This window comes from Methylobacterium sp. Leaf123, assembly GCF_001423405.1.
GTDB lineage: Bacteria > Pseudomonadota > Alphaproteobacteria > Rhizobiales > Beijerinckiaceae > Methylobacterium.
Genome location: NZ_LMNS01000002.1, coordinates 48,600 through 71,647 on the forward strand (window position 1 = coordinate 48,600; position 23,048 = coordinate 71,647).

Genomic DNA, 23,048 nt, shown 5'->3' on the forward strand with positions numbered 1-23,048 from the left:
GTGATGCGGTCTCTCGACACCCTTCCCCTTCTGCGGCCGAAATCCGAGGCCGGTCGCGCCGCCTCGGGCGAGGATGCGCGCGCGGGCGTCCCTGACGGCTTCGAGGCGATGCTTGGCGCCTTCGAGAACGGGGCAGCCGAGAGCGGGACGGCCCCGGCCGGAGAGGCCGCGGCGGAACAGGCCGAGGCCGGGACGGACACGCCCCCCGCCCTCCTCGCCGAGGCATCGCCCACGATCGTCATTGATGCCGGCGGATCGGCCTTGCAGGCGCTGATGGCGCTCACCGGTCCGGCGGCGCCGGCCGTCGTGGTTCCTCCGAATGCCAGCCTGGAGGCCATGGTGCAGCGTGCCGCCGCCCGCGCCGGATCGGGCCCCGGCCCGGCCCCGGCGGAGCCGGCCTTGCAGATGTCGTTGGTCGGCCTGGAGACGCATTTCGCGCCGGTCCGATCGCAGGGCGCCGCCGCCCCGGCGGACACAGCCCTTCGGCCGGTCCTGAACGCGCCATCCGCGCCGCAGACACTCCCGACATCCGGCAGCATCGGCGCCGCGCCGGTCGCTCCGGTGAGCCCAGGAAAGGCTCCCCTTCCCGTCGCCCCGCAGACCGCGCCTGAGGCCGATGCGGTCGTGCCGACGGCACTGCCGGCCGGCGGGCCGGACGGACAGCGCGCGCCGGAATCGGTCGCGATGCCGCCCCCGGCATCCCGCAGCGACATTCGCGATCCGGCCGTGCCGCCCGATCCACCGGCGCCGGACGCGCCCGCAAACGGGTTGCCGGCACAGGCCGCCACACCGCGCATGCCCTCGCCGGGCGAGGCGCCTAAACCTGCGGCTGCGGCGGGCATGACCGATCTGGCCGCCCCGACCTCCGCGCGGCCGGCCTTACCCGGTCCCATGCGCCCCGCCGACCCGATCCCGGCGAGCCCCGCACCGGCACCGGACGAGCCCGCTCGCCAAGCGGCCGGCGCTCCCCTGGCGCAAGCGGCCGGCGCCGAGGCTCCGCGAAGCCTCGCGGCCCGTGGACGCGCCGCGCCCCGGAGCGATCGCACCGAGCCGGCCGGCCCGGCGGACAACGCCGCGCTCCTCGATCAACCGGAGAGCACCGGTCTCCCCGAGCCGGCCGCCGTCACCCAACCCGGAACGCCGGCACAGACCCGACGGGACTCGGAATCGAGGCCGGATCGCCCGGCCGCCAGCACACGCTCCGAAGCGATGCCGGAGCATGCCACCGTGGCGGTGCCGCAACCGCAGGCTGACGCCGGCGCGCGGAGGGAGAGCGCCGCAACCGACGCGGTGACGATGGAAGCGCCGCGGCCGGAAATACCGCTGGCGCAAGCCGTTCCGCAGGAGGCGGTCGGCACGCAGGCCCCGGTGCCGGCCTCGCCGCTGCGCCAGATCGTCGATGCGGTCGCCGCCCAATTGCCGGCGGCACCCGCGGCGATGGCGGCCCAATCGGCCCGTCCCGTTCCGGGTCCGACCGAGGCCGGGCCACTGAAGATCCTGACGCTCCAGCTCCATCCGGCCGATCTCGGCTCGGTGCTGGTGCGGATGCGCCTGCAGGATGGGCGGCTGGAAATGAGCTTGCGCACCAGCCGCGAGGAGACCGCCGAGCGCCTGCGCAAGGAGGGCGACCTGCTCTCCGGCCTGCTGCGCGAGGCCGGCTACGAGCCCGAAGTCGTGACGATTCAGTCGGGCGGCCCCGGAGCGGGCGAATCCGCGCCGCGCGGCCAGGGCTTCGCGTCCTTCGCCGGATCGCAGGGCGGACAGCATGACAGACAGCCGGGCGCGGCGACGCCCGACCAATCGGGCCGACGCCCATCCCCGCGCGCGGACGCGGCCACCACGCCCACCGAGGAGCAGGACCATGAAACGGATTCTCGCGGGCGTGATCGCGGCAGCCTGTATCTCTAGCGCTGCCGGCCCGAAGGCGGCGGTCGCGCATTCCACCGCTGCCGAAGGCGCTGCGGAGGCCGCGGGCGCGCTGGGCGGCGAGGCACGGAGCGGCTCCAAACGTCCCCCGATGGCCGGCGCCTCGCGGATCTGCGAGCGCCAGATGGCGCAGGCGGCAGCGAAGCACGGCGTGCCGCTCGGCATGCTCTACGCGGTCGGGCTGACGGAGAGCGGCAACCGCGGCTCGCTCCAGCCCTACGCCATGAATATCGGCGGCAAGGCCTATTTCGGCAGCGGCGCCGCCGACGTGATGCAGCGCCTCGCCCAGGCGCAGCAGGAGGGCGTGCGCCTGGTCGATCTCGGCTGCATGCAGATCAACCATCACTATCACCGGGCGAAATTCGCCTCGCTGGAGGCGATGATCGACCCGGCCCAGAACGTCGAATACGCGACGCGCTTCCTGAAGGAGCTGAAGGAGCGTGAGGGAAGCTGGACGCTCGCCGTGGCGCGCTACCATGCCGGGCCGAACAACAACCCGGCGCAGAAGGTCTATGTCTGCCGGGTCATCACCAACATGGTCGCCACCGGCTTCGGCAATTGGACGCCGGGCGCGAAGACGTTCTGCCAGTAGGTTGGCTCACCCGACGTAGGTGTAGCCCATATAACGCTTGGCTTCGATCGGATCGTAGCCGAGCCGCTCGGCGAGCTTCTTGCGCAGCTTGCTCACATGGCCCTCGATCACGCTCTCCTCGACGCCGTTGCTGTAGACGCCGTAGACCACGTTGAAGACCTGGGTCTTGGTGAGCCGGCGCCCGCGGTTGCGTACGAGATATTCGAGAATGTGCCGCTCCCGCCGCGGCAGGGACAGCGGCACGCCGTCGATCTCGGGGTCGCGCCCGTCATGGAAGACCTTGAGCCGATCCGGCCCCTTGGCCTCGCCCTCGGTCTCGCCCTCCGGCTCGCCCTGTTGAACGGCGCCGTTGACCCGGCGCCAGATTGCTTCCGAACGGGCCAGGATCTCGCGGACATGGACGGGCTTGGGCAGCACGTCGTCGATGCCGGCTTCCAGGAGTTCGACGGTCTGCTCGAGCGAGCGCAGATCCGCCAGGGCGATGATCGGCGCGCGGGACTGCTTGCGAATGACGCCCGCGCATTTCGCCCGCTCCGCGAAATCGCCGAGGAGAAAGCCCTGGATCGCTTCGAGATCGGCGGGAGAGGCCGCCCGGAGCCAGCTCAGGAACTCGTCGGGCAAAAGCGCGAACGAGGAGATGCCCTCACGCTCGAAGCTGGCCTTGTAACCCGCGTTCACGGTATCGCGCGGATCGACCAGGAAATACATCGACGACCATCCCCTTGATCCCGCCGGGTCGCCCTGCCACTGCGCCGCGAACTGGGCAGGTTTTGGGCACTACCGGAAGGCCGTCCGCCGCCTGCCGCAACGCTCCGAGAGGCTGCCGCGGCCAATTCATGGAGCGCGGCCGCAAGGGGGTCAATCTACTGAACTGTACATTTTCAGACAGTGGTGAAGTTCGTCGGCGGCGCGTGGCATTCGCGCCGCGTCACGCGTGCCCGACCCGGGCTTGACGGAGGGCGTGGGCGAAGCCTTCGAGGGAGAGCGTCGCCGTCTCCTCCGCGACGATTCGCTGGATCGCGACCCCCGCGAACACCTCGTCGAGCACGAGCTTGAAGAACACCGTCATCGCCTCGGCGGCGAATTCGAGATCGAGGACCACCTGCATGGAGCGGCCCCAATCGAGGCACACATCGGCCGCGTCGGCGTAGGTCAGCACCGATTCCTTGAAGTACAATTCGGCGGAGGAGGAGACGATGTCGGCGATGTTGCCGTGCCGCTCGCCGCGGATCCAGCCGATGAGCACGCCGCCGTCGAGCAGGCACAGCTCGGCGATGAAGTCGCGCAGCACCTCGGCGAAGATCTGCTCGGCCGCCGCATGGCTGTGCGGGACGGCCGACGGTCCTGGCGCGAAACGTTGGACCTGAGGGGTCATCGGGCTCTCGCGAAGAGGAAGAAAAGGATCTGGGCCACGGCGCGGTAAAATTCTGCCGGAATCGTCTGATCGACCTGCACAGCATCGTACAGGGACCTTGCGAGAGGCTTGTCCTCGATCACGGCGATGCCTTTTTCCTCGGCGATCGCGCGGATGCGCAGGGCGATGAGATCCTGCCCCTTGGCGATCACCAGGGGGGCCGGATTCTCGCTGGGCTCGTAGCGCAGGGCCACCGCGAAGTGGGTCGGGTTGGCGATGATCACGGTCGCCCGGTCGACATTGGCGAGCATCCGGTTGCGGGCGCGGTCCTGGGCGAGCGAGCGCATCCGCGCCTTGACCGACGGATCACCCTCGGTCTGCTTGTGCTCGTCCTTGATGTCCTGGCGCGACATCCGCAGCGAGCGCTGCCAGCGCAGCCGCGCCCAGACGAGATCGCCCGCGACGATGACGATGGTGGCGATGGCCACAGCCGAGACCAGACGGATCGCGACCGTCAGGATCAGTTCGGGCAGTTGGCTCGGATCGACGAACATGGCGTTCACGGCTCTTGTCCGCTCCGAGCGGAGGAGCAGAAGGGCGACGACACTGACCGACAGGAATTTAACGAGGGATTTCAGGAACTCGACTTGACCCGAGGTTCCGAAGATCCGCGCAAAACCTGCCATCGGCGACACCCGCGACCATTTCGGCGTGATCCGGTCGAGGACGAAGCGCGGCAGGTTCTGCAGAAGCGAGGCCGAGAGGCTGCAGAAAGCCAGGATCAGCAGGATCGGCAGCAGGAAGCGGCCGGCCGCCAGCGCCACGCGGCTGAGGAGCAGCATCGCGTCGCCGCCGGTCTCCAGGGAGAAGCCGCGCGGATCGTCGAAGAGCGGGGCGAAATCGGCCGCGAGCTGCGCCCCCTGCCCCCGCGCGAACAGGGCCAGCGCGATCAGCAGACCGAGCGTCGAGGCAAAGACCGGCGCCTCGCGCGAGAACGGGATGTCGCCCTTCTCGATCGCGTCGCGCACCCGCCGCTCGGTGGCGGCTTCGGTCTTGCTCTCCTTGTCCTCGTCCGACACGCATCAGCCCCGCCGATGCCGAAGCGGAATGCGAGGGCGCGGATCAGCGGATGAGCGCTTCATCCTCGCCTCCCGGATTGATCTCGATCTCGCCGCGCCCGGCCATGTCCATCGCCAGATCGGTGATGGTGCGGCGTGCCTCCAGCACGTCGCGCTGCGCCGCGGGCTCGCCGCCGTTCAGCTCGTGCTCGACCATGCGGCGCACCCGCGCCGAGAGGGCGCTGAGCACGGTGGTGCGGAACTCGATATCCGTCCCCTTCAGGGCCAGCACCAGCCGGTCGTTGGGCACGGCGTCGAACAGCGTGGTGCGGGCGCGCGGCGCCAGCTTGACGATGTCGTCGAAGGTGAAGAGCAGACCCTTGAGGATCTCGACCGATTTCGGACGCGACTCGCCGAGGCTGGAGAGCACGTCGTCCATCTGCTGGCGCTCCATCTTGTTGATGATGTCGGCCATCTTGGCATGCGTGTCGGCGCCGGAATTGCGCGCGCCGTTGATCATGAAGTCCTCGTGCAGGGTCTTCTCGATCGCGTGCAGCACGTCGTCGACGATCGGCTTGAAGCTCAGCATCCGCCGCATCACCGTGTTGCGCACCGGCGCGGGCAGGTGGCCCATCACCTTGGCGGCGGTGGCGGGCTTCACCTTGGACAGGATCAAAGCGGCGGTCTGGGGGTGCTCCTTGACGAGGTAGCTCGCCAGCACGCTCTCCTGCACGGTGCCGAGCCGTTCCCAGACCGAGCGGGTGGCGCTGCCGCGCACGTCGGCGAGGATGTCGGCGATCTGGTCGGCCGGCAGCAGGCCGCTGAGCAGCTTCTCGACCTCGCTGGCGGTGCCGATCAGGCTGTTGCCGGCGGAAAATTCGGCGGAGAAATGCTCCACCACGGTGTCGAGCTGCTCGGGGCTGACCGCGCCGAGATTCGAGGCCGAGCGGGTGATGCGCTTGAGCTCATCCGGCTCGAAATACTTGATCAGCCGGCCGGCCGCGGGCTTGCCCATGGCGAGCAGCAGCGCGGCGACCTGATCGACGGGCTCGAGCCGCCGGCCCGCCACCACACGGGGAGCGACGGCGCCCGCGGCGATGGCGTCCGATGGGACGGGGCTCGATGCCAGAGGGCTCGAAGACATGGCGGCCCGCTCTCGCCGAGGCTCAGGTGTTCTGATCGGTGGCGGAGGGCCCGACCACCTCGGTCAGCGAGACGCCGAACCGGGAATTGTCCTCCTCGACGATCACGATCTCGCCCCGGGCAATGACCCGGCCGTTAACCATCACGTCCACCGGCTCGCCGACCCGGTGGTCGAGGGGCACGACGGCGCCGCGGCCGAGCTTCATCAGATCCGCCACCGGCATGGTCGCCGAACCGAGCACGACCTGCATCAGCACCGGGATGCGCAGGATCGAGTCGAGGTTGCGCCCGTCGCCGACGCGGGGCTCGGTGCCGGCCAGATCGGTATCGGGGAAGGGGCTGCTGCTCATCGCTCGGGCTCTTCGGGTCCGCTTGGTGCGTGAGAATGGTCTAGCCGGCTTGGCTGACGCGAGGCTGTCGCCGCAGGTTCGAGGAGACCCGCTTCGCGCGGCCGACCCCAGCTGACATTTCGCTGACGCCGGCCGTCAGCTTCGCGGGGTGGTCTGGTGACAGAAGGGGGCATCACGACCCCCGACAGGAACCGAACGCATGAGCGCCTTCAAGACCCTTCTCGCCGCCACGCTGGCCACCGGCCTCCTCGCGGCATCGGCACAGGCCGACACGCCCGGCAAAGACTGGATGCCGATCGATCAGGTGCTGACCAAGCTGGCGGAGGCCGGTTACGGCACGGTGCGCAGCATCGAAGCCGATGACGGGGTGTGGAAGGCCAAGGCGGTCCGGGACGGCCGGAGCGTCAAAGTTCAGCTCGATCCGCAGACCGGCGCCATCGTCGAGAAAACCAAGAAGCCGAGCGACGATTGAGGGGGAAGCCGCCTCACGGCTTCTGCGAGCGCGCGGCGACGAGGGCCGCGCGCGACGCCTCCAGCGAATCGAGCACCGCCCGCGCCTCCTCGATCTTGAGGCTCAAGGCGTCCAGAACCTCGCGGCCCTCCTCCTTGAAGGAGCGCACCGCCTCGCCGGCCTGGGTCAGCGCCACGCCGGAGGCGGCCACCGCCGCGCCGTACTCGGCCTGGGTCCGGTCGAGGCGCTTCAGCTTCAGATACATCGGCACCACGCAGGCGCTCGTCACCACGAGCGCGACGAGCAATACGCCGTCAACCAAGGAGCCCATGGCCGCCCTCCTTCTCCGGATTGATCGATTCCTCCACCCGCAGGACGTAGCTGCCCTGCGATTGGCCGGCCCGGCACCAGAAGAGCGGCCGGTCGTTGCCCTCGAGCTTGATCCGCGTCGCGGGCGTCGCGTCGAGGGTGAGCACCTGCCCGACCTTGAGGCCGGCGATCTCGCCGAGCGTCAGGTGACGCTCTTCGAGGACGGCGCGCAGGCGCACGGTCGTCTTCTGCACCTCCGCCGCGATCTGCTCGGCCCAGCGCGGGTCGCGGGCAGCGGATTCGCCGGTCAGCACCTTGCCGAGCGCCGGGCGCAGCGGGTTCAGCATCGTCTGCGGGATGATGAGGAACATCTCGCCGCCGCGGTTGAGCGCTTGAAGCAGGAACTTGGCCTGCACCGCCTTGTTGGAGCGCCGGCCGATCACCGCGAACTCCATCCGGGTCTCCATCCGCTCGAGGCGGAAGGCGGTCTGCGAGACGAGGCCGAAGGAGGATTCGAGCCCCTTGCCGACCTGCTCGAACACCATCTGCGCGATGCGCAGTTCGAGCGCCGAGAAGGTGCGCTCGTCCTCCACCGGCGGCTCGGTGCCGTCGGAGCCGAACAGCACCTCGACCATGGTGTAGATGAAGTCGCGATCGAGCCCGACCAGAACGTGGCCGTCCCATTCCGGCGCCTGGAAGATGCCGACCACGGCGTTGGCGTCGTAGGCATCGAGGAACTCGCCGAAGCGCCCGCTTTCCACACCGCTCAGGGAGTAGAAGGCCGAGGAGGCGGCCAGGTGCTTGGCCGCATCGGTGCAAGCGGTGGCGAGGCGGTCGAGCACCACGCTGAGCATCGGCAGCCGGTCGAGCGACAGGCCGCCGGCCTCCTGGATGCGGGCGCGGATATCGGTCGCGGGCCGCGTTGCCGTGACGAAGGGGGGAAGCTCGGGCCGCGGCTCGGGGGCTGCCTCGGGCCGGGGTTCGGGGGTCGCCTCGGGCCGGGGCTCGGGGGTCGTGTCGGGCCGGGGCTCGGGGGTCGTGTCGAGCGCCGCTTCGGGGGTCTCGGTCTCGTCCATCTGCGAAATCCCTTACGCCGCGGCCGGTTCAGCGCGGGCGCCGGGCACGGTGGCGCTCTCGACCTCGTCGATGGTCGGGCGGTCGGCGCCGGCAATGCCCTTGCGGCCGTGCTCGATCGCGACCTGGGGCAGCGCGCCGTTCATGTAGGCGATCAGGCTCTGCTTCACGATGGTGTAGACGCTGCACTGCTTCTCGCGCACGCCTTTGATCTTCACGGCGAGCGGGGCGAGCATCCCGTAGGACGCGAACACGCCGATGAAGGTGCCGACCAGCGCCGCGCCGATCAGGCCGCCGAGGATCTGCGGCGACTGGTCCAGCGCGCCCATCGCCTTCACGATGCCTAGCACCGCCGCGACGATACCGAGCGCCGGCAGCGCCTCCGCCACGGTGTTGATCGCGGCATAGGGCTTGAGCTTGTACTTCTTGTGCGTGCCGATCTCCTCTTCCATCAGCGCCTCGATCTCGTGCGAGCGGGCGTTGCCGATGAGAATCAGGCGGCAATAGTCGCAGATGAACAGCACCAGATCCTGGTCCTTGGTCACCTCGGGATAGTTCTTGAAGATCTCGGAATTCGCCGGATCGTCGAAATGCGTCTCGACCTCGTTGCGCGGCTTGGTCTTCAGGTCGCGCATCAGGGCGTGCAGGAGCCCCAGCAGCGAGAGGAAGTCCTGGCGCTTCGGCCCCTTGTTGGTGAAGGCTTCCATCGTCGCCTTGCCGGAATCGACGACCGTCTTCATCGGGTTGGCGATGACGAAGGTGCCCGCCGCCATCCCGAAGATGATGACGAACTCCCAGGGCTGCCAGATCACGATCAGGTGCCCGCCCATGGCGACGAAGCCGCCGAGCATGCAGCCGATCGCGATGACGAGGCCGACGAGGATTCCCATGAGAAGACTCCGGGGGGACACCGCTGCGGGGACGGGTGCCGACGCGCGGCAGCCCTTTGTCCGAGCCAATAGGCATAGTGGCTTGCGCGGAGCTTTTTCACGGAGCGCCAGGGCCTGTCATCGCCGGGGCCGACCTTGGAGCCGGGCGTTCGAGCGCCTAACTGAGGCTCGGCCTTATGTCCTCGAACCGGAGCGTTTCCTTGGCCCAAACCGACGATCGCCTGCCGCAGATGCACGCCACCACGATCCTCATGGTCCGCAAGGGCGGCCGGGTGGTGATCGGCGGCGACGGTCAGGTCAGCCTCGGCCAGACCATCGTGAAGGGCAATGCCCGCAAGGTCCGGCGGCTCGCCAAGGGCACCGTGATCGGCGGCTTTGCCGGTACCACCGCCGACGCCTTCACCCTGTTCGAGCGGCTGGAAGCCAAGCTGGAGCAGTATCCCGGCCAGCTCACCCGCGCCTGCGTCGAACTCACCAAGGATTGGCGCACCGACCGTTATCTGCGCCGCCTGGAGGCGATGATGCTGGTCGCCGACAAGGAGGTCAGCCTGCTGCTGTCCGGCGCCGGTGACGTGCTGGAACCCGAGACCGGGGTGATGGCGATCGGCTCGGGCGGCAACTACGCCCTCTCCGCCGCCCGCGCGTTGGAGGACGGCGAACTCGACGCCGAGGCGATCGTGCGCCGGTCGATGAAGATCGCCGCCGAGATCTGCGTCTACACCAACGGCAACCTCGTGATCGAAACCCTCGACGCGGCCTGAGGGCCGCGCTCCCTGGAAAGCCGGGCCTCGCCCGCCTAGATCGTCCTCGGGGAAGGCCCCGCGCCCGACGCGCCGCCCCATACCTCCCCAAAAAACGGCCGCAGGAGCCCGATGACCACCTTCTCTCCCCGCGAGATCGTCTCCGAGCTCGACCGCTTCATCGTCGGCCAGAAGGACGCCAAGCGCGCGGTTGCGATCGCCTTGCGCAACCGGTGGCGGCGCCAGCAACTGAAAGGGCCGCTGCGGGACGAGGTGGCGCCCAAAAACATCCTGATGATCGGCCCGACGGGCTGCGGCAAGACCGAGATCGCCCGGCGTCTCGCCCGGCTCGCGGGCGCGCCCTTCCTCAAGATCGAGGCCACCAAGTTCACGGAGGTGGGCTATGTCGGCCGCGACGTGGAGCAGATCGTGCGCGACCTCGTCGAGGTCGGCATCGGTCTGACGCGGGAGGAGAAGCGCAAGGCGGTCAAAGCCAAAGCAGAGGCGGCGGCCGAATCCCGCATCCTCGACGCGCTGGTGGGGCCGACCGCGAGCCAGGCGACGCGGGAAAGCTTCCGCAAGAAGCTGCGGGCGAGCGAACTCGACGACAAGGAGGTCGAGATCGAGCTGGCCCCCTCCGGCTCCCAGGGCATGCCGATGTTCGAGATCCCCGGCATGCCGGGCGCCTCGATGGGCGCGATCAACATCTCCGACATGCTCGGCAAGGCGCTCGGCGGCCAGCGCGGCAAGCCGCGCCGCATCACCGTGGCGGAAGCCTACGCGCCGCTGATCGCCGAGGAGAGCGACAAGCTCGTGGACGACGACGCCCTGACCCGCGAGGCGATCCGTGAGGTCGAGGATAACGGCATTGTCTTCCTCGACGAGATCGACAAGATCTGCGCCCGCGAGGGCCGCTCCGGCGCCGACGTCTCCCGCGAGGGCGTGCAGCGCGACCTGCTGCCCCTAATCGAGGGCACCACGGTGGCGACCAAGCACGGGCCGGTGAAGACCGACCACATCCTGTTCATCGCGTCGGGCGCCTTCCACGTCTCGAAGCCGTCCGACCTCCTGCCCGAATTGCAGGGCCGCCTGCCGATCCGCGTCGAGTTACAGCCGCTCACCGTCGAGGATTTCAAGCAGATCCTCACCGCGACGGAGGCGAGCCTGATCAAGCAGACGGTGGCGCTGATGCAGACGGAGGGCGTCACCCTCGACTTCACCGAGGATGCCATCGATGCGCTCGCCCGCGTCGCCGTCGAGGTGAACGGCTCGGTGGAGAATATCGGCGCCCGCCGGCTTCAGACCGTGCTGGAACGGGTGATCGACGAGATCTCGTTCACCGCCACCGACCGCTCCGGCGAGACGGTGCCGATCGATGCGGCCTATGTCCGCGACCGCGTCGAGGATCTGGCGGCGAACGCGGATCTCAGCCGCTTCATCCTCTGATCCGGGATGAGCAGCGGCCGTAAGGAACGCGCAAGCCATCGTCCCCTGGCGCGTGGAGGCCTGGCCCTGGGCATCCTGGCCGCCGGTCTGCTCGGTGCCGTCCGAGCGGGCGCAGCCGATGCGGAGAGCGAGGCCACGCTGCTGAAGCAGAGCCCTCTGATCGTGTCGGCCGGGGCGAACGAGGTGCCCTGGCTCGAGACGGCATGCGCCGTCCTCCTGACCGCCGCGGGCCGGGCGGAGGGCAGCCCGTCCGCACGGGACGAGGGCCATGTCGTACCCGCCATCATACGGTGCGCCCGCTTGGCGCCTGTCCGTCACGACGGGCTGGCGTCCGCCTTGCCGGGCCATCGCTGCATGGCGCTGGCCGGGGGCGACTCGACCGGCGACCATCCTGTGCCCATCCGCTCGCAGCCCAGAGCGGGAAGTCGGCGCCTCGGCCTATCACGGGACCCCGTCATCATGGCCGATCCCGTGCAGGTCGTGAACGGTCATGCGCGGATGCTGCGGCCCGACGGCCAGCCCGGATGGGTTCCGCGGGACCGGTTGCGGACCTGGGTCGTCTCGGCCGTGCCGGAGCTGCGCTGTCTGCCGACGCGAAAGCCGGGCGGCTCGCTCGGCGTCACCTACCTGCGTTCCGACGAGGCAGGCGAGACAGGGTCCCGTCCGGGTGCCCCGGATGCGCGGTGAGGCCGCCTCGCCCATGAATGGCCGCAGCGCCACGCCCGACATCGCCCTGCCGATCCTCGCTCTCCTGGCGGGGATGGTCTCGATCCAGAGCGGCGCGGCTCTGGCCAAGGGGCTGTTTCCGGTCATCGGCGCGGCGGGCGTCACGACGCTCCGCGTCGGCTTCTCGGCGCTGATCCTGCTCGCAATCTGGCGGCCATGGCGGCGCAGTCTGGAGCGGGGCGAGATCGGCGCCATCGCGCTCTACGGCGCGGCGCTCGGGCTCATGAACCTGCTGTTCTACCTCTCGCTCCGCACGATCCCCCTCGGCATCGCGGTGGCCATCGAGTTCACCGGCCCGCTGGCCGTGGCGTTGGCGGGTTCGCGCCGGGCGCGCGACTTCGCCTGGATCGGCCTCGCGGTGCTCGGGCTCGGCCTGCTGCTGCCGCTGGGCGAGACCAGCACCCTCGATCCCACGGGCGCGGCGTTGGCCCTCGGCGCGGGCCTGTGCTGGGCGGCCTACATCGTGTTCGGCCAGCGCGCCGGCCGGGCCGGCGGCGGGCGGGCGGTGTCGCTCGGAATGCTGGTCGCCGCCCTCGTCGTCGCGCCGGTGGGCTTCGTCGAAGCCGGCGCCGACCTGTTCACCCCGGCGACGCTCGCGACGGGTCTCGTCATCGCCGTCCTGTCGAGCGCCCTGCCCTACTCGCTCGAAATGTTCGCCCTCACGCGCCTGCCCCGCCCGGCCTTCGGCGTGCTGATGAGCCTGGAACCCGCCGTCGCCTCGGTAGCCGCCCTCGCCCTGCTCGGTGAGCGGCTGAGTCCGGTGCAGGGCGGGGCCATCGCCTGCATCGTGGCGGCTTCGGCGGGGATCACGCTGGCAAACCGCAAGCCCGGCAGTTGAGGACGGGAATCGAACGACGTGGGGTGAACGGGCGTGATCCCGATCCGCCGCCCCTACCCTTCCCAGACCTGCCCCGGCCGCAGCGCCAGGAACCGCTCCGGCGGAAGCGCGGCCCCTGTCAGCGCTTCGCCCAGCGCCTCGACGGGGCGCTCGATGCCCTCGTCGGTGAGCTTGAACGTGCCCCAATGGTGGCCGAGCGCCTGATCGGCGCCGAGGAGGCTCAGCGCTTCCACCGCGTCGGCGGGGTTCATGTGCTGGGGCTGCATGAACCAGCGCGGCTCGTAGGCGCCGATCGGCAGGGTGGCGAGCCGGGGCGGGCCGAACCGGGCGCGGATCTCGCGGAAGATCGTGCCGTCGCCGAGGCCGGTATCGCCGACATGGTAGTGCACGCCGCGCGGCGTCGTGAGCAGGAAGGCGCACCACAGGGCCATGCGCCGGTCGTTGAGGCCGCGCGCCGACCAGTGGTTGGCCGGCGTCAGATGCACGGTGATGCCGGCGCCGAGATCGACCGACTCGCCCCAATCGTGGGTCTCGACATGCATGGTCTCGTCGTAGCCGCGCAGGATCGCGTCGTTGCCGAGGGGGGCAACGATCAGCGGCTGGTGGTCCTGCCACAGGCGGGCGATCGTCGGCCCGTCGAGATGGTCGTAGTGGTTGTGGGTGATCAGCACCGCATCGATCGGCGGCAGGTCGGCATAGGCGATGCCCGGCGCGTTGACCCGCTTCGGCCCGGCAAAGCGGACCGGGCTCGCGCGCTTGGCATAGACCGGGTCGACCAGGATGTTGCGGCCCGCGACCTGGAACAGGTAGCTCGCATGTCCGATCAGGACGACGCGAAGCCCCTCGAACCGCTCCGGCGGCTTGTCCGCCGGAAATGGGCTCGGGAAGCTTGCCGGCCATGCCTCAGGCTTGCCGGTCCGGCGCCAGCGGGCCATGTCGGAGAGCGACTTGTCGGGCGGCTGGTTCGGGGCGTGAAAGCGCAGCCCGTCGAAATGCGCGCTCTGGGGGCCGCGATAATAGGGGTTCTTGCTCCGGCGATGCGCGGCGTAACCGACACCCCCGAGGGTCATCACAGTGGCCGCGCTGGCGACCGTGAGCAGGCCACGCTTCTTCATACGGCCAAGATGGCCCGTTCGGTCCGCGGTTCAAGCGCGGCGCAGGGCCTCATGAGCGCCAGCGCAGCTCCTGGCGGGTCAGCGGGTTGGCGAAGGGGCGGCTCTCGCGCGCCGCCTCCAGGGCCTCGCGCTTGAGGCGGAAATACCATTGCGAGGGCAGATCGCCCTGGCCGAGCAGCACCATGGTCGGCTTGCGGTCGAGACCCGCCTGCGCGTGCTGGAGCACCTGCTGATCCTGGGTCAGGAACTGGCGCATCAGCGGCCGGGCGATCGGCTTCAGGAGGTTGAGCGCCGGCATGCTCCAATAGAGCGCGTTGGTCAGCATCGTCCGGTTGGGGCCCATCGGCGTGGCGAAGGTGTAGTTCGCCACGCGCTTCGTGCCCGCCTTGATCCGCTCCAGCCGCACGCCGGGCAGGCGGAACTCGATCTCGACCTCCGGTGCGCCGCCGAGCAGGCGGTAGACCGGCGAACTCGTTGTCGTCGCGTGGCTCGTCATGACGAAGCCGTGCGGCACGGGCTGGAAGGTCTTCACCTTCTCCCGCAACTCCTTCGAGGGCCGGAACCACCACGTATCGTGGACGAAGGCGACGTGGCCGGGATCGACGAGGCTCAGCGTCGTCAGGTCGAACGAAGCCTCGACCTCCAATTCGAGAACGAGGCAGCCGGCCGGCTCGAAATCGAGGGAGGGCACCGCCGGCACGGCTTCCGGATCGGCCGGTCCGAGATGCGGGTTGACCCAGAGGAAGCCCGCGCTCTCGACGATGGGGAAGCGCTGGACCGCGATGCGCGAAAAGTCCGAGGCGTCGTGTGCGGAGAGCGTCGGCACGTCGCGGCAGCGCCCGTCGGTGCCGAAGCGCCAGCCGTGGAACGGGCACATCAGCGTGTCGCCGTCGAACTGGCCCTTGGACAAAGCCATGCCGCGATGGGGGCAGCGGTCGCGCAGGGCGAACAGGCTGCCGTCCTTGGCCCGGCCGAGCACGACCTGCTCGCCGTTGAGCGCGACCGCCCGCATCTTTCCGCCCGAGACCGCCGCGGCGCGGCCGGCGCAGTACCATGCGTTCGACAACGGCTCGCGCATGGCGCGCGGATCGAGGGCGTCGTCGGCGGAGATGCGCGGGGCGGTGGCGGAGGACATGGCGTCTGAAGGGCCCGATGCTGACGGGCGCCCTCTTTAGGCTCCTCGCCGCCCGTCGGCCAGCGGCACGCAGGTGAGACCTTCAGGGCAATCGCTCGAAGCCGCTCGGGCGGCTTCGCGGCGCGAAGAGCGCCGCGCGGAGCGGGCCTTTCGGGACTTTGCTCCTGAAAGGCATCGAGCGGAGCGGAAGCTTAAGCCCGCGGAGGCGGGCGCCGGCGCTTGAGGCCGAAGGAAAAGCCGGGGGGATCGCGTTGAGCGATCGCCGTGGCCACACCGCATGCTGCACCGCGGCGAGACAACGCACCGGATCGGCCACCAGGGGTCTTTCGCACGGCGAAAATCGCCCCTACCTTGGGCTCATCCGCAACGAACGAAAGGAGGTGATCCAGTGTCTCATTGTCATCAGCCGTCGCCGACGACCAAGACCTGGACTGTTGCCTCCGGCGTGTGCGCCTAACGCACCCGCGGGATCTCAGCAGGTTTCGTCGGACTGACCGGTTCGACAATGGAAGGGCCGCCCCTCGGGGCGGCCCTTCGCATGTCAGGTGCCTTTAAACGGCTCAGCGGTGCTGAACCTGAAACAGTGGGGCGGCCAGGGCCTCGCAACGGGCGCGCCAGAGGTCGCGCTCGGTCCGCAGGTCATCCATCTTGCCGACCTCTTCGGCGATGTGGGCGCGCAGCTCGCGGATTTCCTGGGCCAGGATGACCTGAAGCTCGTCGCGGCGCTCGGCCTCCAGCCGGAGCCGGGCCTTGAGCATCATGTTCTCGGCCATGATCTCGGCGACGTCCTCGTCGGCGGCCTCGACCGACTTCGCGGCGACGGAGACGAGGCGGGGCGACCAGCCGCTGTTGCGGGCCTCGGCCTCCGGCTCGGCGGGAGCCGGTTCCGCGCTGCGCGTTTCGACGGCGGGCGTTTCGCCGACGGTGGTGCGCATGGTCGCGAGCCAATCCCGCAACGGAGCGGTGGCAGCGGGAGTCCGGAGACCGGGCTCGGGGGACGGGGCCTGTCGCGCGGGTTCCGACATCGGGTGGTCCTCGGGCACCTCCAGCGGTGCGTTGACGATCATCAGAGCCGAACATGCTTAACGAAGCGTAAAGCTTAACCGTCCGCTTACGTCTGTTTCGGGTACAGTCCCGCATCGGCCCACGGGCCAGATCCTCCTTCGGGATCGATAGGGGAAATCAGGGCCACCGCTCGAAGCCGCATGAGCGGCTTCGCGGCGCGAAGAGCGCCGCGCGGAGCGGGCTTTTTGGGGCGTGAGCTCCGGAAAGCGTCGAGCGGAGCGAAAGCCTAAGCCCGCGGAGGCGGGCGCCGGCGACTGAGGCAAACCGTCAAGAAATCAGGGTGATCGCCTTCAGGCGATGGCCCTGATGGATACGGGCCCGGGATTGACTTGAAGCGGTCCAGGGCCTATCCGCCCGGCTCCATTTCGACGTTCGAACGTCACGATGAGCCGCCGACCGGCCCGAGGGGCCGGAGGTCAACGTCCGACAGCGCGTGTGCGCCCTCGGGCGCCCTTGTCGTTGCCGGGCGTGCGCCGAAGCGTCAAACGAGCCCTGCCATGGCGCCCGCGAACGACACCACCCTTCGCATCGAGGATGCGGTCAACGACCTCTGCCCGTGGTCGGGCAAGCCGATCGTGCCCGAGGCGTTGACCCTCTACAACGGGGCGGTGGTTGGCTTCTGCGATGCAGCGTGCCGGGACAAGTTCGCCCGCGCGGTGGCGTCCTTCGAGGATGCGCTCCGCGCGCGCCGCGTGGCCAATGCCGGCCTTCACCAGTAGCCCAGGCTGACGCGACACATGTTCGAAGGCCTTTCCGACCGCCTTTCCGGGATCCTCTCCGGCCTGACGCGCCGCGGCGCGTTGACCGAAGCCGACGTCACCGCCGCCATGCGCGAGGTGCGCCGCGCGCTTCTCGAAGCCGATGTGGCGCTGGAGGTGGTGCGCTCGTTCACCGACAAGGTGCGCGAGAAGGCGGTGGGCGCCGTCGTCCTCAAGTCGGTGACGCCCGGCCAGATGGTCGTGAAGATCGTCAACGACGAACTCATCGAGATGCTCGGCACCGATGCAAGCGTCGTCGATCTCAACGCCCCGGCCCCCGTCGCCATCCTCATGGTCGGCCTTCAGGGCTCGGGTAAGACGACCACCACGGCCAAGATTGCCCGGCGGCTGAACCAGCGCGACAAGCGCCGGGTGCTGCTCGCCTCCCTCGACACGCGGCGTCCCGCGGCGATGGAGCAGCTGGCGGTGCTCGCTAAGCAGGTCGAGGTCGAGAGCCTGCCGATCGTCGCCGGCCAGTCGGCGGTGCAGATCGCCAAACGCGCCATGGAAGCCGCCCGCCTCGGTGGCTTCGACGTGGTGATGCTCGACACCGCCGGCCGCACCACGGTCGACGAGGGCCTGATGAACGAAGCCGCCGAGGTCAAGGCGGCGACGAAACCCCACGAAGTGCTGCTGGTGGCCGATGCGCTCACCGGCCAGGACGCGGTGAACACCGCGCGCGCCTTCGACGAGCGCCTCGGCGTCACCGGCATCGTGCTGACCCGCATGGACGGCGATTCCCGCGGCGGCGCGGCGCTCTCCATGCGCGCGGTCACGGGCAAGCCGATCAAACTCGTCGGCGTCGGCGAGAAGGTCGATGCGCTGGAGGAATTCCACCCGCAGCGGGTGGCCAACCGCATCCTCGGCATGGGCGACATCGTCTCGCTCGTCGAGAAGGCGGCCGAGACCATCGACCACGAACAGGCCCTGCGCACCGCCGAGAAGATGCGGAAGGGCAAGTTCGACCTCGAAGACCTGTCGATGCAGCTCGCCCAGATGGAGAAGATGGGCGGGATCGGCGGCCTGATGGGGATGCTGCCCGGCATGGGGCAGATGAAGAAGCAGGTCGAGGGCGCCAACCTCGACGAGAAGATGTTCAAGCGCCAGCGCGCCATCATCTCCTCGATGACGCCGGGCGAGCGCAAGAATCCCGACCTTCTCAAGAACAGCCGCAAGAAGCGCATCGCGGCGGGTGCCGGCGTCAAGGTCGAGGAGATCAACAAGCTCCTCAAGATGCACCGGACCATGGCCGACATGATGAAGGCGATGGGCTCGGGCAAGCGCGGCGGCATCGGCCAGGCGCTCGGCAACATGTTCGGGCTGGGCGGCGGCATGCCGGGCGGTTTGCCGGGCGGCATGAAGCTGCCGCCGGGCATGCCGGAGCCGACGCCGGAGCAGATCGCCGAGATCGAGAAGCAGTTCGGCGGCAAGCTGCCGCCGATGCCGGCGGGGCTCGGGGCTGGCAAGATGCCGGGCCTGCCGGGCTTGGGCGGGCCCAAGATACCGGGCCTGGGCGGCTTCCTGCCGGGGAAGAAGAAATGACGGTCTTGTCCGCACAGGGGATCGATCCCGAGCTGGCAGGCCTGCGCGAGAGCATCGACAACTTCGATGCCGCGCTCATCCATCTGCTCGCCGAACGCTTCCGCTGCACGCAGCGGGTGGGCGAGTTGAAGGCCCGCAAGGGTCTGCCTCCCTCCGATCCGGATCGGGAGGCGCGTCAGGTCAAGCGCCTGAGAAATCTCGCGGTCGAAGCCAAGCTCGACCCCGATTTCGCCGAGAAATTCCTCGCCTTCGTGGTCAAGGAAGTCATTCGGCACCACCGGACGATCGCCGAAAGCGTCGATCACAACACCGCAACGAACCCCGACACCGAAAGGAACGACTGATGTCCCTCAAGATCCGTCTCACCCGCGGCGGCGCCAAGAAGCGCCCGTACTACCGCATCGTCGTCGCCGACGCCCGCGCCCCGCGCGACGGCCGCTTCATCGACAAGGTCGGCGCCTACGACCCGATGAAGGCCAAGGACGATCCGGCCCGCATCGTGCTCGACAACGAGAAGATCCAGTCCTGGCTCGCCAAGGGCGCGCAGCCGACCGACCGCGTCCTGCGCTTCCTCGACGCCGCCGGCCTCGCCAAGCGCCCGGCCCGCAACAACCCGCAGAAGGCCGAGCCGGGCGAGAAGTCCAAGGAGCGCGCCGCCAAGCGCGCCGAGAAGGCTGCCGCCCCGGCCGAAGACGCCGCGGCGTAAGCCAGGCCGTCCCTCCCCCACGACGGATCCCGGGCTTGCCCGGGATCCGCCACGGTTCGCCCGAGCCGGGCGGACCCGGCTTGGTCCGGGGCGGGACATTTGACCGATCGAGACAGGCAGACTGCATGGCCCGCCGCCCCGGATCCTCATCGCGCGGACCTGCGCGGTCCGACCGTCTCCCTGCGGAGGCCGTCACCTCGGCCCGTAAGCCGCACGCCCCCGCGCCCACCCCGCCCGCCTCCCCCGATCCGGGACTCGTCCTGCTCGGCGAGTTCGGCCGGCCGCACGGGCTGCACGGCGAAGTCCGGCTGAAATCCCATACCAGCGAGCCCCTGGCGATCGCGGGCTACGGCCCGTTGCACGCCTCCGACGGGCGCACCCTCGAACTCGCCAATGTCCGCCCCGCCGGCGGCAGCTCCCCCGACCTGCTGATCGTGCGGGTGAAGGGCGTGAACGACCGCAGCGGCGCCGAAGCGCTCAACCGCGTCACCCTCTCCATCGCCCGCGAGCGTCTGGGCGAGGTGGAGGGCGAGGACGAATTCTTCCTCACCGACCTGATCGGCCTCACCGTCGAGGACAGTGCCGGCACGGTGATCGGCTCCATCGTGGCGGTGCCGAATTTCGGCGGCGGCGATCTGCTCGAAATCCGCCCGGCGGCCGGCGGCCCGACCGCGCTCCTGCCCTTCACCAAGGCCTTCGTGCCGAGCCTCGACATCGCCGGCGGAAAGGTCGTCGCCGACCCGCCCGACGATCTGTTCGCCCCGCCGGGGCCGAAGCCCGACGACGATCCGGGCTGATCAGCGTCCGCCCGCCGCCATCACGGTGCGGGCGAGGCGGATCGGTTCGGACGACAGCGCCAGCGGCCCGTCGAAGGGCCGCTCGTGCAGGGCGATCACGCCCAGCGTCGTCACCATCGCCGCGGAGAACAGCACGAGCGTCGTCGCCTGTGCGAACGGGCGCTCGCAATGGACGAGGGCGATCGCGGTCAGCGTCAGGACGGCGAGCACGAACAGCGTCAGCCACTTGCTCTCGTCGCTGCGCGCGGCGCTGATCGCGAGGCGCTCGCTGCGGGCTGAACGGAGCTGCATCACCGCATCGAGCAGGGCCGCATAGGTCGCCTCGCCCGCCTCCGGGGCCGTGCGCGGGTCGGCCGCGGTCTGGAGCAGGCGCCCGAGTGCTTGGCCGACCGCCGGAGCCGAGGCGCCGTCCGCAGCCATGGACGGCCATTCCTCCTTCACGACGGCATCGAGATAGGCGAATAGCGAAGTGCGCAAGCCGCTCATGTCCGGCGCCGAGGCGATGCTGAGATCATAGACCGCGAGCGCGTGCGACCGCTCGGCCTGGACCACGCGGCTGGCCTGCCGCTGGCGCTCCCAGGCATCGTTGGCGACAAAGCCCGTCAGCAGCGCGAGCAGCACCGCGATCACGCCGATATAGGGCGGCACGATTCCGGTCGCGAGCAGGCGCATCCCCGCCCGCGTCCACGGCAGGATCGTGAGCAGGCTCAACAGCAGACAGATCGCCAGGAAGACGCCCGAGAGGAGGGTGAACATCAACCAGACGGGTTGGTCGAGCCAGAGGTCGAGGATCATTGCCGAACGGGTTTCGAGGACGGGCCCGTAGCAGGGCCGGCCAACCCCTCCGATTCGGTAAAGACCGCTCAGCGCTTCTCGCGTGTGGCCTCGTCCCGGCAGGGCCGGATCGTCTCCGATGCCGGCCGCCGTTCGGTTGCGGGCGCCTCGAAGACGGCGAGATAGCCGACACCGCCCTTCAGCCGCGTCATCGACACCTCGCGGTAGCCGACCGCTGCGAGTTCGCAGCGCAGGAGCTTGGGCGGCGTGCCGTGGCGCGAGGGGATCGCGTCGGCATCGACGATCCCGACCCGGCCGCCGGGCTTCATCGCGGCGGCGAGGTTCCAGAGCAGGCCGAAGGGCTGGGCGATCTCGTGGTACATGTGGACCAGCACCGCCGCATCGACCGCGCCGGGCGGCAGGCGCGGGTCGTGCGCCTCGCCGCGCACCACGGTGACGTTGGACAATCCCGATTCCGCGAGCCGCCGCTCCAGATCGGCGAGATAATCCGGCGTGATGTCCTGCGCGAGGATGCGCCCCTGCGGGCCCACGCGGGGGCTCAGGCGGAACACGTAGTAGCCGCTGCCCGCGCCGATATCGGCCACCGTCTCGCCGAGGGCGATCCGCATCAGGCGGGCGACCTGCCCCACTTCGTCGGCCTTGTCCCGCTCCCGCTCATGCGCCCATTGCGGCGCGACGATCTCGGCGACCGGGCGATCCGGCCTCGGGAATCGCTCGGCCGGCGCGCCGGGAGGCGCGAGAGGCTCGGCCGCGATGGCCGGAAGCGACAGGAGAACGAGGGCGGCGGCAAAACGGATCATGCCGGCTTCCAACGCACAAATGCGCGGAACGCACCCGCCCGGGCGAACCTTCGCGAACCTTCCCCGTTCAATCGAAGCAGGTCCGAACCCAGGCGCGAACGAGAGCCCCATGCACAACCCGATTCTTCGCCGCTCGATCCTCGCGGCCTCCGCCGCCCTGGCGCTGACGCTCCTCCCGGCGAGCCTCGCCCTGGCGCAGGGCATGCCCGGCGCGACGGTCGGCCTTCCCATGGGCTCGCCGGATACGTTCGGCCTCTCCACGGTGAACCGGCCCTCCGGCTATTCCGCCGAGCCCTATGCCGAGCCCGGCATGGAGCCGGCCGAGCGCCGCATCCGCCCACGCTCGCAGCGGCGGCTCAAGAGCCATCGGAATTCCGTACCGAAGCGGCGGGCGCCGATGGCCCGGCGCTGATCGCCGCTTCGTAACGGGGCTTCGGCAGGCCACCTCCGTTGACCGGCCCGCCCTGCGCCGCCATCAAGCGGCATGAGCGAACCCATCCTCCCCGGCACGGCGGCCCCCTGGCGGGCCACCGTCCTGACCCTCTACCCGGAGATGTTTCCGGGGCCCCTGGGCCAATCGCTGTCGGGGGACGCGCTGGGCCGGGGGACGTGGAGCCTGGAGCCACGTCAGATCCGCGAGTACGGGCTCGGCCGCCACCGCAACGTGGACGACACGCCGGCCGGCGGCGGGGCCGGGATGGTGCTGCGCTGCGACGTGCTCGGCGCCGCCATCGACGCCGCGGCACCGGCGGATGATCCCCGCCCCCGCCTCCTCATGTCCCCGCGCGGAAAACCGCTGACGCAGAACCGCGTGCGGGCGCTGGCCGAGGGGCCGGGCGCCATCATCGTCTGCGGCCGCTTCGAGGGCGTGGACGAGCGTGTGATCGAGGCGCGTGAATTGGAGGAGGTCTCGATCGGCGATTACGTGCTCTCGGGCGGCGAGATCGCGGCCCTGGTGCTCATCGATGCCTGCGTGCGCCTACTACCCGGCGTGATGGGCAAGCACGCCTCGGGCGTCGAGGAGAGTTTCGAGGGCGGCCTGCTCGAATACCCGCACTACACCCGGCCCCGAGAATGGGAGGGCCGGACGATCCCGGACGTGCTGATGGGCGGCAACCACGCCGCCATCGCCCGCTGGCGGTCCGAGCGCAGCCGCGCACTGACGCAGGCGCGCCGGCCCGACCTTCTGGCGCAGGACAAGCCGTGAACCGCCTCACGACACGCCGATCACCGATCGCCGCCGCTCCGGGCACGGTAGCGTAGCGGGCGCTTGGCGACCGGCACTCGGAGGCCTCCTTTACGCGGCTGTTCTTCCGGCAGATGAACGAGGGTTCTGTCATCGGCAGCACACACCGCGTCGAATGTGAGAAGAGCCGCTTGCATTGCGGCGCGTGATCCGTCATCTCCGGCAACGGGACACCTCCCCCCAACGGGAGGC

General features: G+C 69.8%; 27 protein-coding genes. 14 read left to right on the forward strand and 13 right to left on the reverse strand.

The window, feature by feature from the left end; translation table 11 throughout:
* Positions 1-3 precede the first annotated feature (3 nt).
* Positions 4-1,908 (forward strand): flagellar hook-length control protein FliK, encoded by a 1,905-nt coding sequence (gene fliK, locus ASF53_RS03745; RefSeq protein WP_056194071.1) that lies wholly within the window; start codon positions 4-6, stop codon positions 1,906-1,908.
* Positions 1,862-2,518, forward strand: coding sequence for a transglycosylase SLT domain-containing protein (locus tag ASF53_RS03750; protein ID WP_082482291.1), 657 nt, complete (start codon positions 1,862-1,864; stop codon positions 2,516-2,518). The genes fliK and ASF53_RS03750 overlap by 47 nt, the downstream gene beginning before the upstream one ends.
* A 6-nt stretch (positions 2,519-2,524) precedes the next feature.
* Here the strand turns inward: ASF53_RS03750 and ASF53_RS03755 are convergent, their stop codons facing one another.
* The 5 genes from ASF53_RS03755 to fliN all read right to left on the reverse strand — a co-directional run bounded on the left by ASF53_RS03755 (position 2,525) and on the right by fliN (position 6,423).
* The gene (locus ASF53_RS03755; RefSeq protein ID WP_056194077.1) at positions 2,525-3,226 is read right to left on the reverse strand and encodes a response regulator transcription factor; all 702 of its coding nucleotides are present in this window, start codon (positions 3,224-3,226) and stop codon (positions 2,525-2,527) included.
* A 220-nt stretch (positions 3,227-3,446) separates the two neighbouring features.
* Positions 3,447-3,893 (reverse strand): BspJ family T4SS effector nucleomodulin, encoded by a 447-nt coding sequence (locus tag ASF53_RS03760; protein WP_056194080.1) that lies wholly within the window; start codon positions 3,891-3,893, stop codon positions 3,447-3,449.
* Positions 3,890-4,951, reverse strand: a complete 1,062-nt coding sequence (gene flhB / locus ASF53_RS03765; protein ID WP_056194083.1) for a flagellar biosynthesis protein FlhB — start codon at positions 4,949-4,951, stop codon at positions 3,890-3,892. Before flhB ends, ASF53_RS03760 begins: the two co-directional genes overlap by 4 nt.
* 43 nt (positions 4,952-4,994) lie before the next feature.
* Positions 4,995-6,074, reverse strand: coding sequence for a flagellar motor switch protein FliG (locus ASF53_RS03770; RefSeq protein ID WP_056194086.1), 1,080 nt, complete (start codon positions 6,072-6,074; stop codon positions 4,995-4,997).
* Between the two features lie 22 nt (positions 6,075-6,096).
* Positions 6,097-6,423 carry a flagellar motor switch protein FliN gene (gene fliN, locus ASF53_RS03775; RefSeq protein WP_003601570.1) on the reverse strand — a complete coding sequence of 109 codons (327 nt, stop codon included), beginning with the start codon at positions 6,421-6,423 and terminating at the stop codon, positions 6,097-6,099.
* A 199-nt stretch (positions 6,424-6,622) separates the two neighbouring features.
* Here fliN and ASF53_RS03780 point away from each other — a divergent pair, with 199 nt between their 5' ends.
* Positions 6,623-6,895: a PepSY domain-containing protein gene (locus tag ASF53_RS03780; protein ID WP_056194089.1), complete on the forward strand. Its 273-nt coding sequence runs from the start codon at positions 6,623-6,625 to the stop codon at positions 6,893-6,895.
* A gap of 13 nt (positions 6,896-6,908) precedes the next feature.
* On the opposite strand, the gene ASF53_RS03785 is transcribed toward ASF53_RS03780, so the two are convergent.
* The 3 genes from ASF53_RS03785 to motA are packed head-to-tail and all read right to left on the reverse strand — an operon-like array spanning position 6,909 to position 9,147.
* Positions 6,909-7,205: a hypothetical protein gene (locus ASF53_RS03785; protein ID WP_056194092.1), complete on the reverse strand. Its 297-nt coding sequence runs from the start codon at positions 7,203-7,205 to the stop codon at positions 6,909-6,911.
* Complete coding sequence (locus ASF53_RS03790; RefSeq protein WP_056194095.1) at positions 7,189-8,259, reverse strand: FliM/FliN family flagellar motor switch protein; 1,071 nt, start codon at positions 8,257-8,259, stop codon at positions 7,189-7,191. The genes ASF53_RS03785 and ASF53_RS03790 overlap by 17 nt, the downstream gene beginning before the upstream one ends.
* Before the next feature lie 12 nt (positions 8,260-8,271).
* A complete protein-coding gene (motA, locus tag ASF53_RS03795) occupies positions 8,272-9,147 on the reverse strand; it encodes a flagellar motor stator protein MotA (RefSeq protein WP_003601565.1) in 876 nt (291 codons plus the stop codon).
* A gap of 200 nt (positions 9,148-9,347) precedes the next feature.
* Between motA and hslV the strand changes: the two genes are divergently transcribed.
* From hslV to ASF53_RS03815, 4 genes are all read left to right on the forward strand, one after another.
* The gene (gene hslV / locus ASF53_RS03800) at positions 9,348-9,908 is read left to right on the forward strand and encodes an ATP-dependent protease subunit HslV (protein WP_200943161.1); all 561 of its coding nucleotides are present in this window, start codon (positions 9,348-9,350) and stop codon (positions 9,906-9,908) included.
* A 111-nt stretch (positions 9,909-10,019) separates the two neighbouring features.
* The gene (gene hslU / locus ASF53_RS03805; RefSeq protein ID WP_056194098.1) at positions 10,020-11,333 is read left to right on the forward strand and encodes an ATP-dependent protease ATPase subunit HslU; all 1,314 of its coding nucleotides are present in this window, start codon (positions 10,020-10,022) and stop codon (positions 11,331-11,333) included.
* 6 nt (positions 11,334-11,339) lie between these two features.
* Positions 11,340-12,020 carry a hypothetical protein gene (locus ASF53_RS03810; protein ID WP_056194101.1) on the forward strand — a complete coding sequence of 227 codons (681 nt, stop codon included), beginning with the start codon at positions 11,340-11,342 and terminating at the stop codon, positions 12,018-12,020.
* 13 nt (positions 12,021-12,033) lie between these two features.
* A complete protein-coding gene (locus tag ASF53_RS03815) occupies positions 12,034-12,897 on the forward strand; it encodes an EamA family transporter (protein WP_056194387.1) in 864 nt (287 codons plus the stop codon).
* Positions 12,898-12,950: 53 nt separating this feature from the next.
* On the opposite strand, the gene ASF53_RS03820 is transcribed toward ASF53_RS03815, so the two are convergent.
* From ASF53_RS03820 to ASF53_RS03830, 3 genes are all read right to left on the reverse strand, one after another.
* Positions 12,951-14,012, reverse strand: a complete 1,062-nt coding sequence (locus ASF53_RS03820) for an MBL fold metallo-hydrolase (RefSeq protein ID WP_056194106.1) — start codon at positions 14,010-14,012, stop codon at positions 12,951-12,953.
* A 49-nt stretch (positions 14,013-14,061) separates the two neighbouring features.
* A complete protein-coding gene (locus tag ASF53_RS03825; protein ID WP_056194109.1) occupies positions 14,062-15,147 on the reverse strand; it encodes an aromatic ring-hydroxylating oxygenase subunit alpha in 1,086 nt (361 codons plus the stop codon).
* A gap of 560 nt (positions 15,148-15,707) precedes the next feature.
* Positions 15,708-16,214, reverse strand: a complete 507-nt coding sequence (locus ASF53_RS03830; RefSeq protein WP_056194112.1) for a hypothetical protein — start codon at positions 16,212-16,214, stop codon at positions 15,708-15,710.
* A 495-nt stretch (positions 16,215-16,709) separates the two neighbouring features.
* Here ASF53_RS03830 and ASF53_RS03835 point away from each other — a divergent pair, with 495 nt between their 5' ends.
* The 5 genes from ASF53_RS03835 (at position 16,710) to rimM (ending at position 20,015) form a co-directional block, all read left to right on the forward strand.
* Complete coding sequence (locus ASF53_RS03835) at positions 16,710-16,931, forward strand: hypothetical protein (protein WP_056194115.1); 222 nt, start codon at positions 16,710-16,712, stop codon at positions 16,929-16,931.
* An 18-nt stretch (positions 16,932-16,949) separates the two neighbouring features.
* Positions 16,950-18,512, forward strand: coding sequence for a signal recognition particle protein (gene ffh, locus ASF53_RS03840; RefSeq protein WP_056194118.1), 1,563 nt, complete (start codon positions 16,950-16,952; stop codon positions 18,510-18,512).
* Positions 18,509-18,856 carry a chorismate mutase gene (locus ASF53_RS03845; RefSeq protein ID WP_056194122.1) on the forward strand — a complete coding sequence of 116 codons (348 nt, stop codon included), beginning with the start codon at positions 18,509-18,511 and terminating at the stop codon, positions 18,854-18,856. The genes ffh and ASF53_RS03845 overlap by 4 nt, the downstream gene beginning before the upstream one ends.
* Positions 18,856-19,218, forward strand: coding sequence for a 30S ribosomal protein S16 (gene rpsP / locus ASF53_RS03850; protein ID WP_012452566.1), 363 nt, complete (start codon positions 18,856-18,858; stop codon positions 19,216-19,218). The genes ASF53_RS03845 and rpsP overlap by 1 nt, the downstream gene beginning before the upstream one ends.
* Positions 19,219-19,343: 125 nt before the next feature.
* Positions 19,344-20,015, forward strand: coding sequence for a ribosome maturation factor RimM (gene rimM, locus ASF53_RS03855; protein ID WP_056194124.1), 672 nt, complete (start codon positions 19,344-19,346; stop codon positions 20,013-20,015).
* On the opposite strand, the gene ASF53_RS03860 is transcribed toward rimM, so the two are convergent.
* Both ASF53_RS03860 and ASF53_RS03865 read right to left on the reverse strand, forming a co-directional pair.
* Positions 20,016-20,810, reverse strand: a complete 795-nt coding sequence (locus tag ASF53_RS03860) for a bestrophin-like domain (RefSeq protein ID WP_056194128.1) — start codon at positions 20,808-20,810, stop codon at positions 20,016-20,018. It lies immediately after the preceding gene.
* 68 nt (positions 20,811-20,878) lie between these two features.
* A complete protein-coding gene (locus ASF53_RS03865) occupies positions 20,879-21,610 on the reverse strand; it encodes a class I SAM-dependent methyltransferase (RefSeq protein ID WP_056194390.1) in 732 nt (243 codons plus the stop codon).
* A gap of 109 nt (positions 21,611-21,719) precedes the next feature.
* Here ASF53_RS03865 and ASF53_RS03870 point away from each other — a divergent pair, with 109 nt between their 5' ends.
* A complete protein-coding gene (locus ASF53_RS03870; RefSeq protein WP_056194133.1) occupies positions 21,720-22,022 on the forward strand; it encodes a hypothetical protein in 303 nt (100 codons plus the stop codon).
* Between the two features lie 72 nt (positions 22,023-22,094).
* Positions 22,095-22,817: a tRNA (guanosine(37)-N1)-methyltransferase TrmD gene (gene trmD, locus ASF53_RS03875; protein WP_056194135.1), complete on the forward strand. Its 723-nt coding sequence runs from the start codon at positions 22,095-22,097 to the stop codon at positions 22,815-22,817.
* Positions 22,818-23,048: the final 231 nt, after the last annotated feature.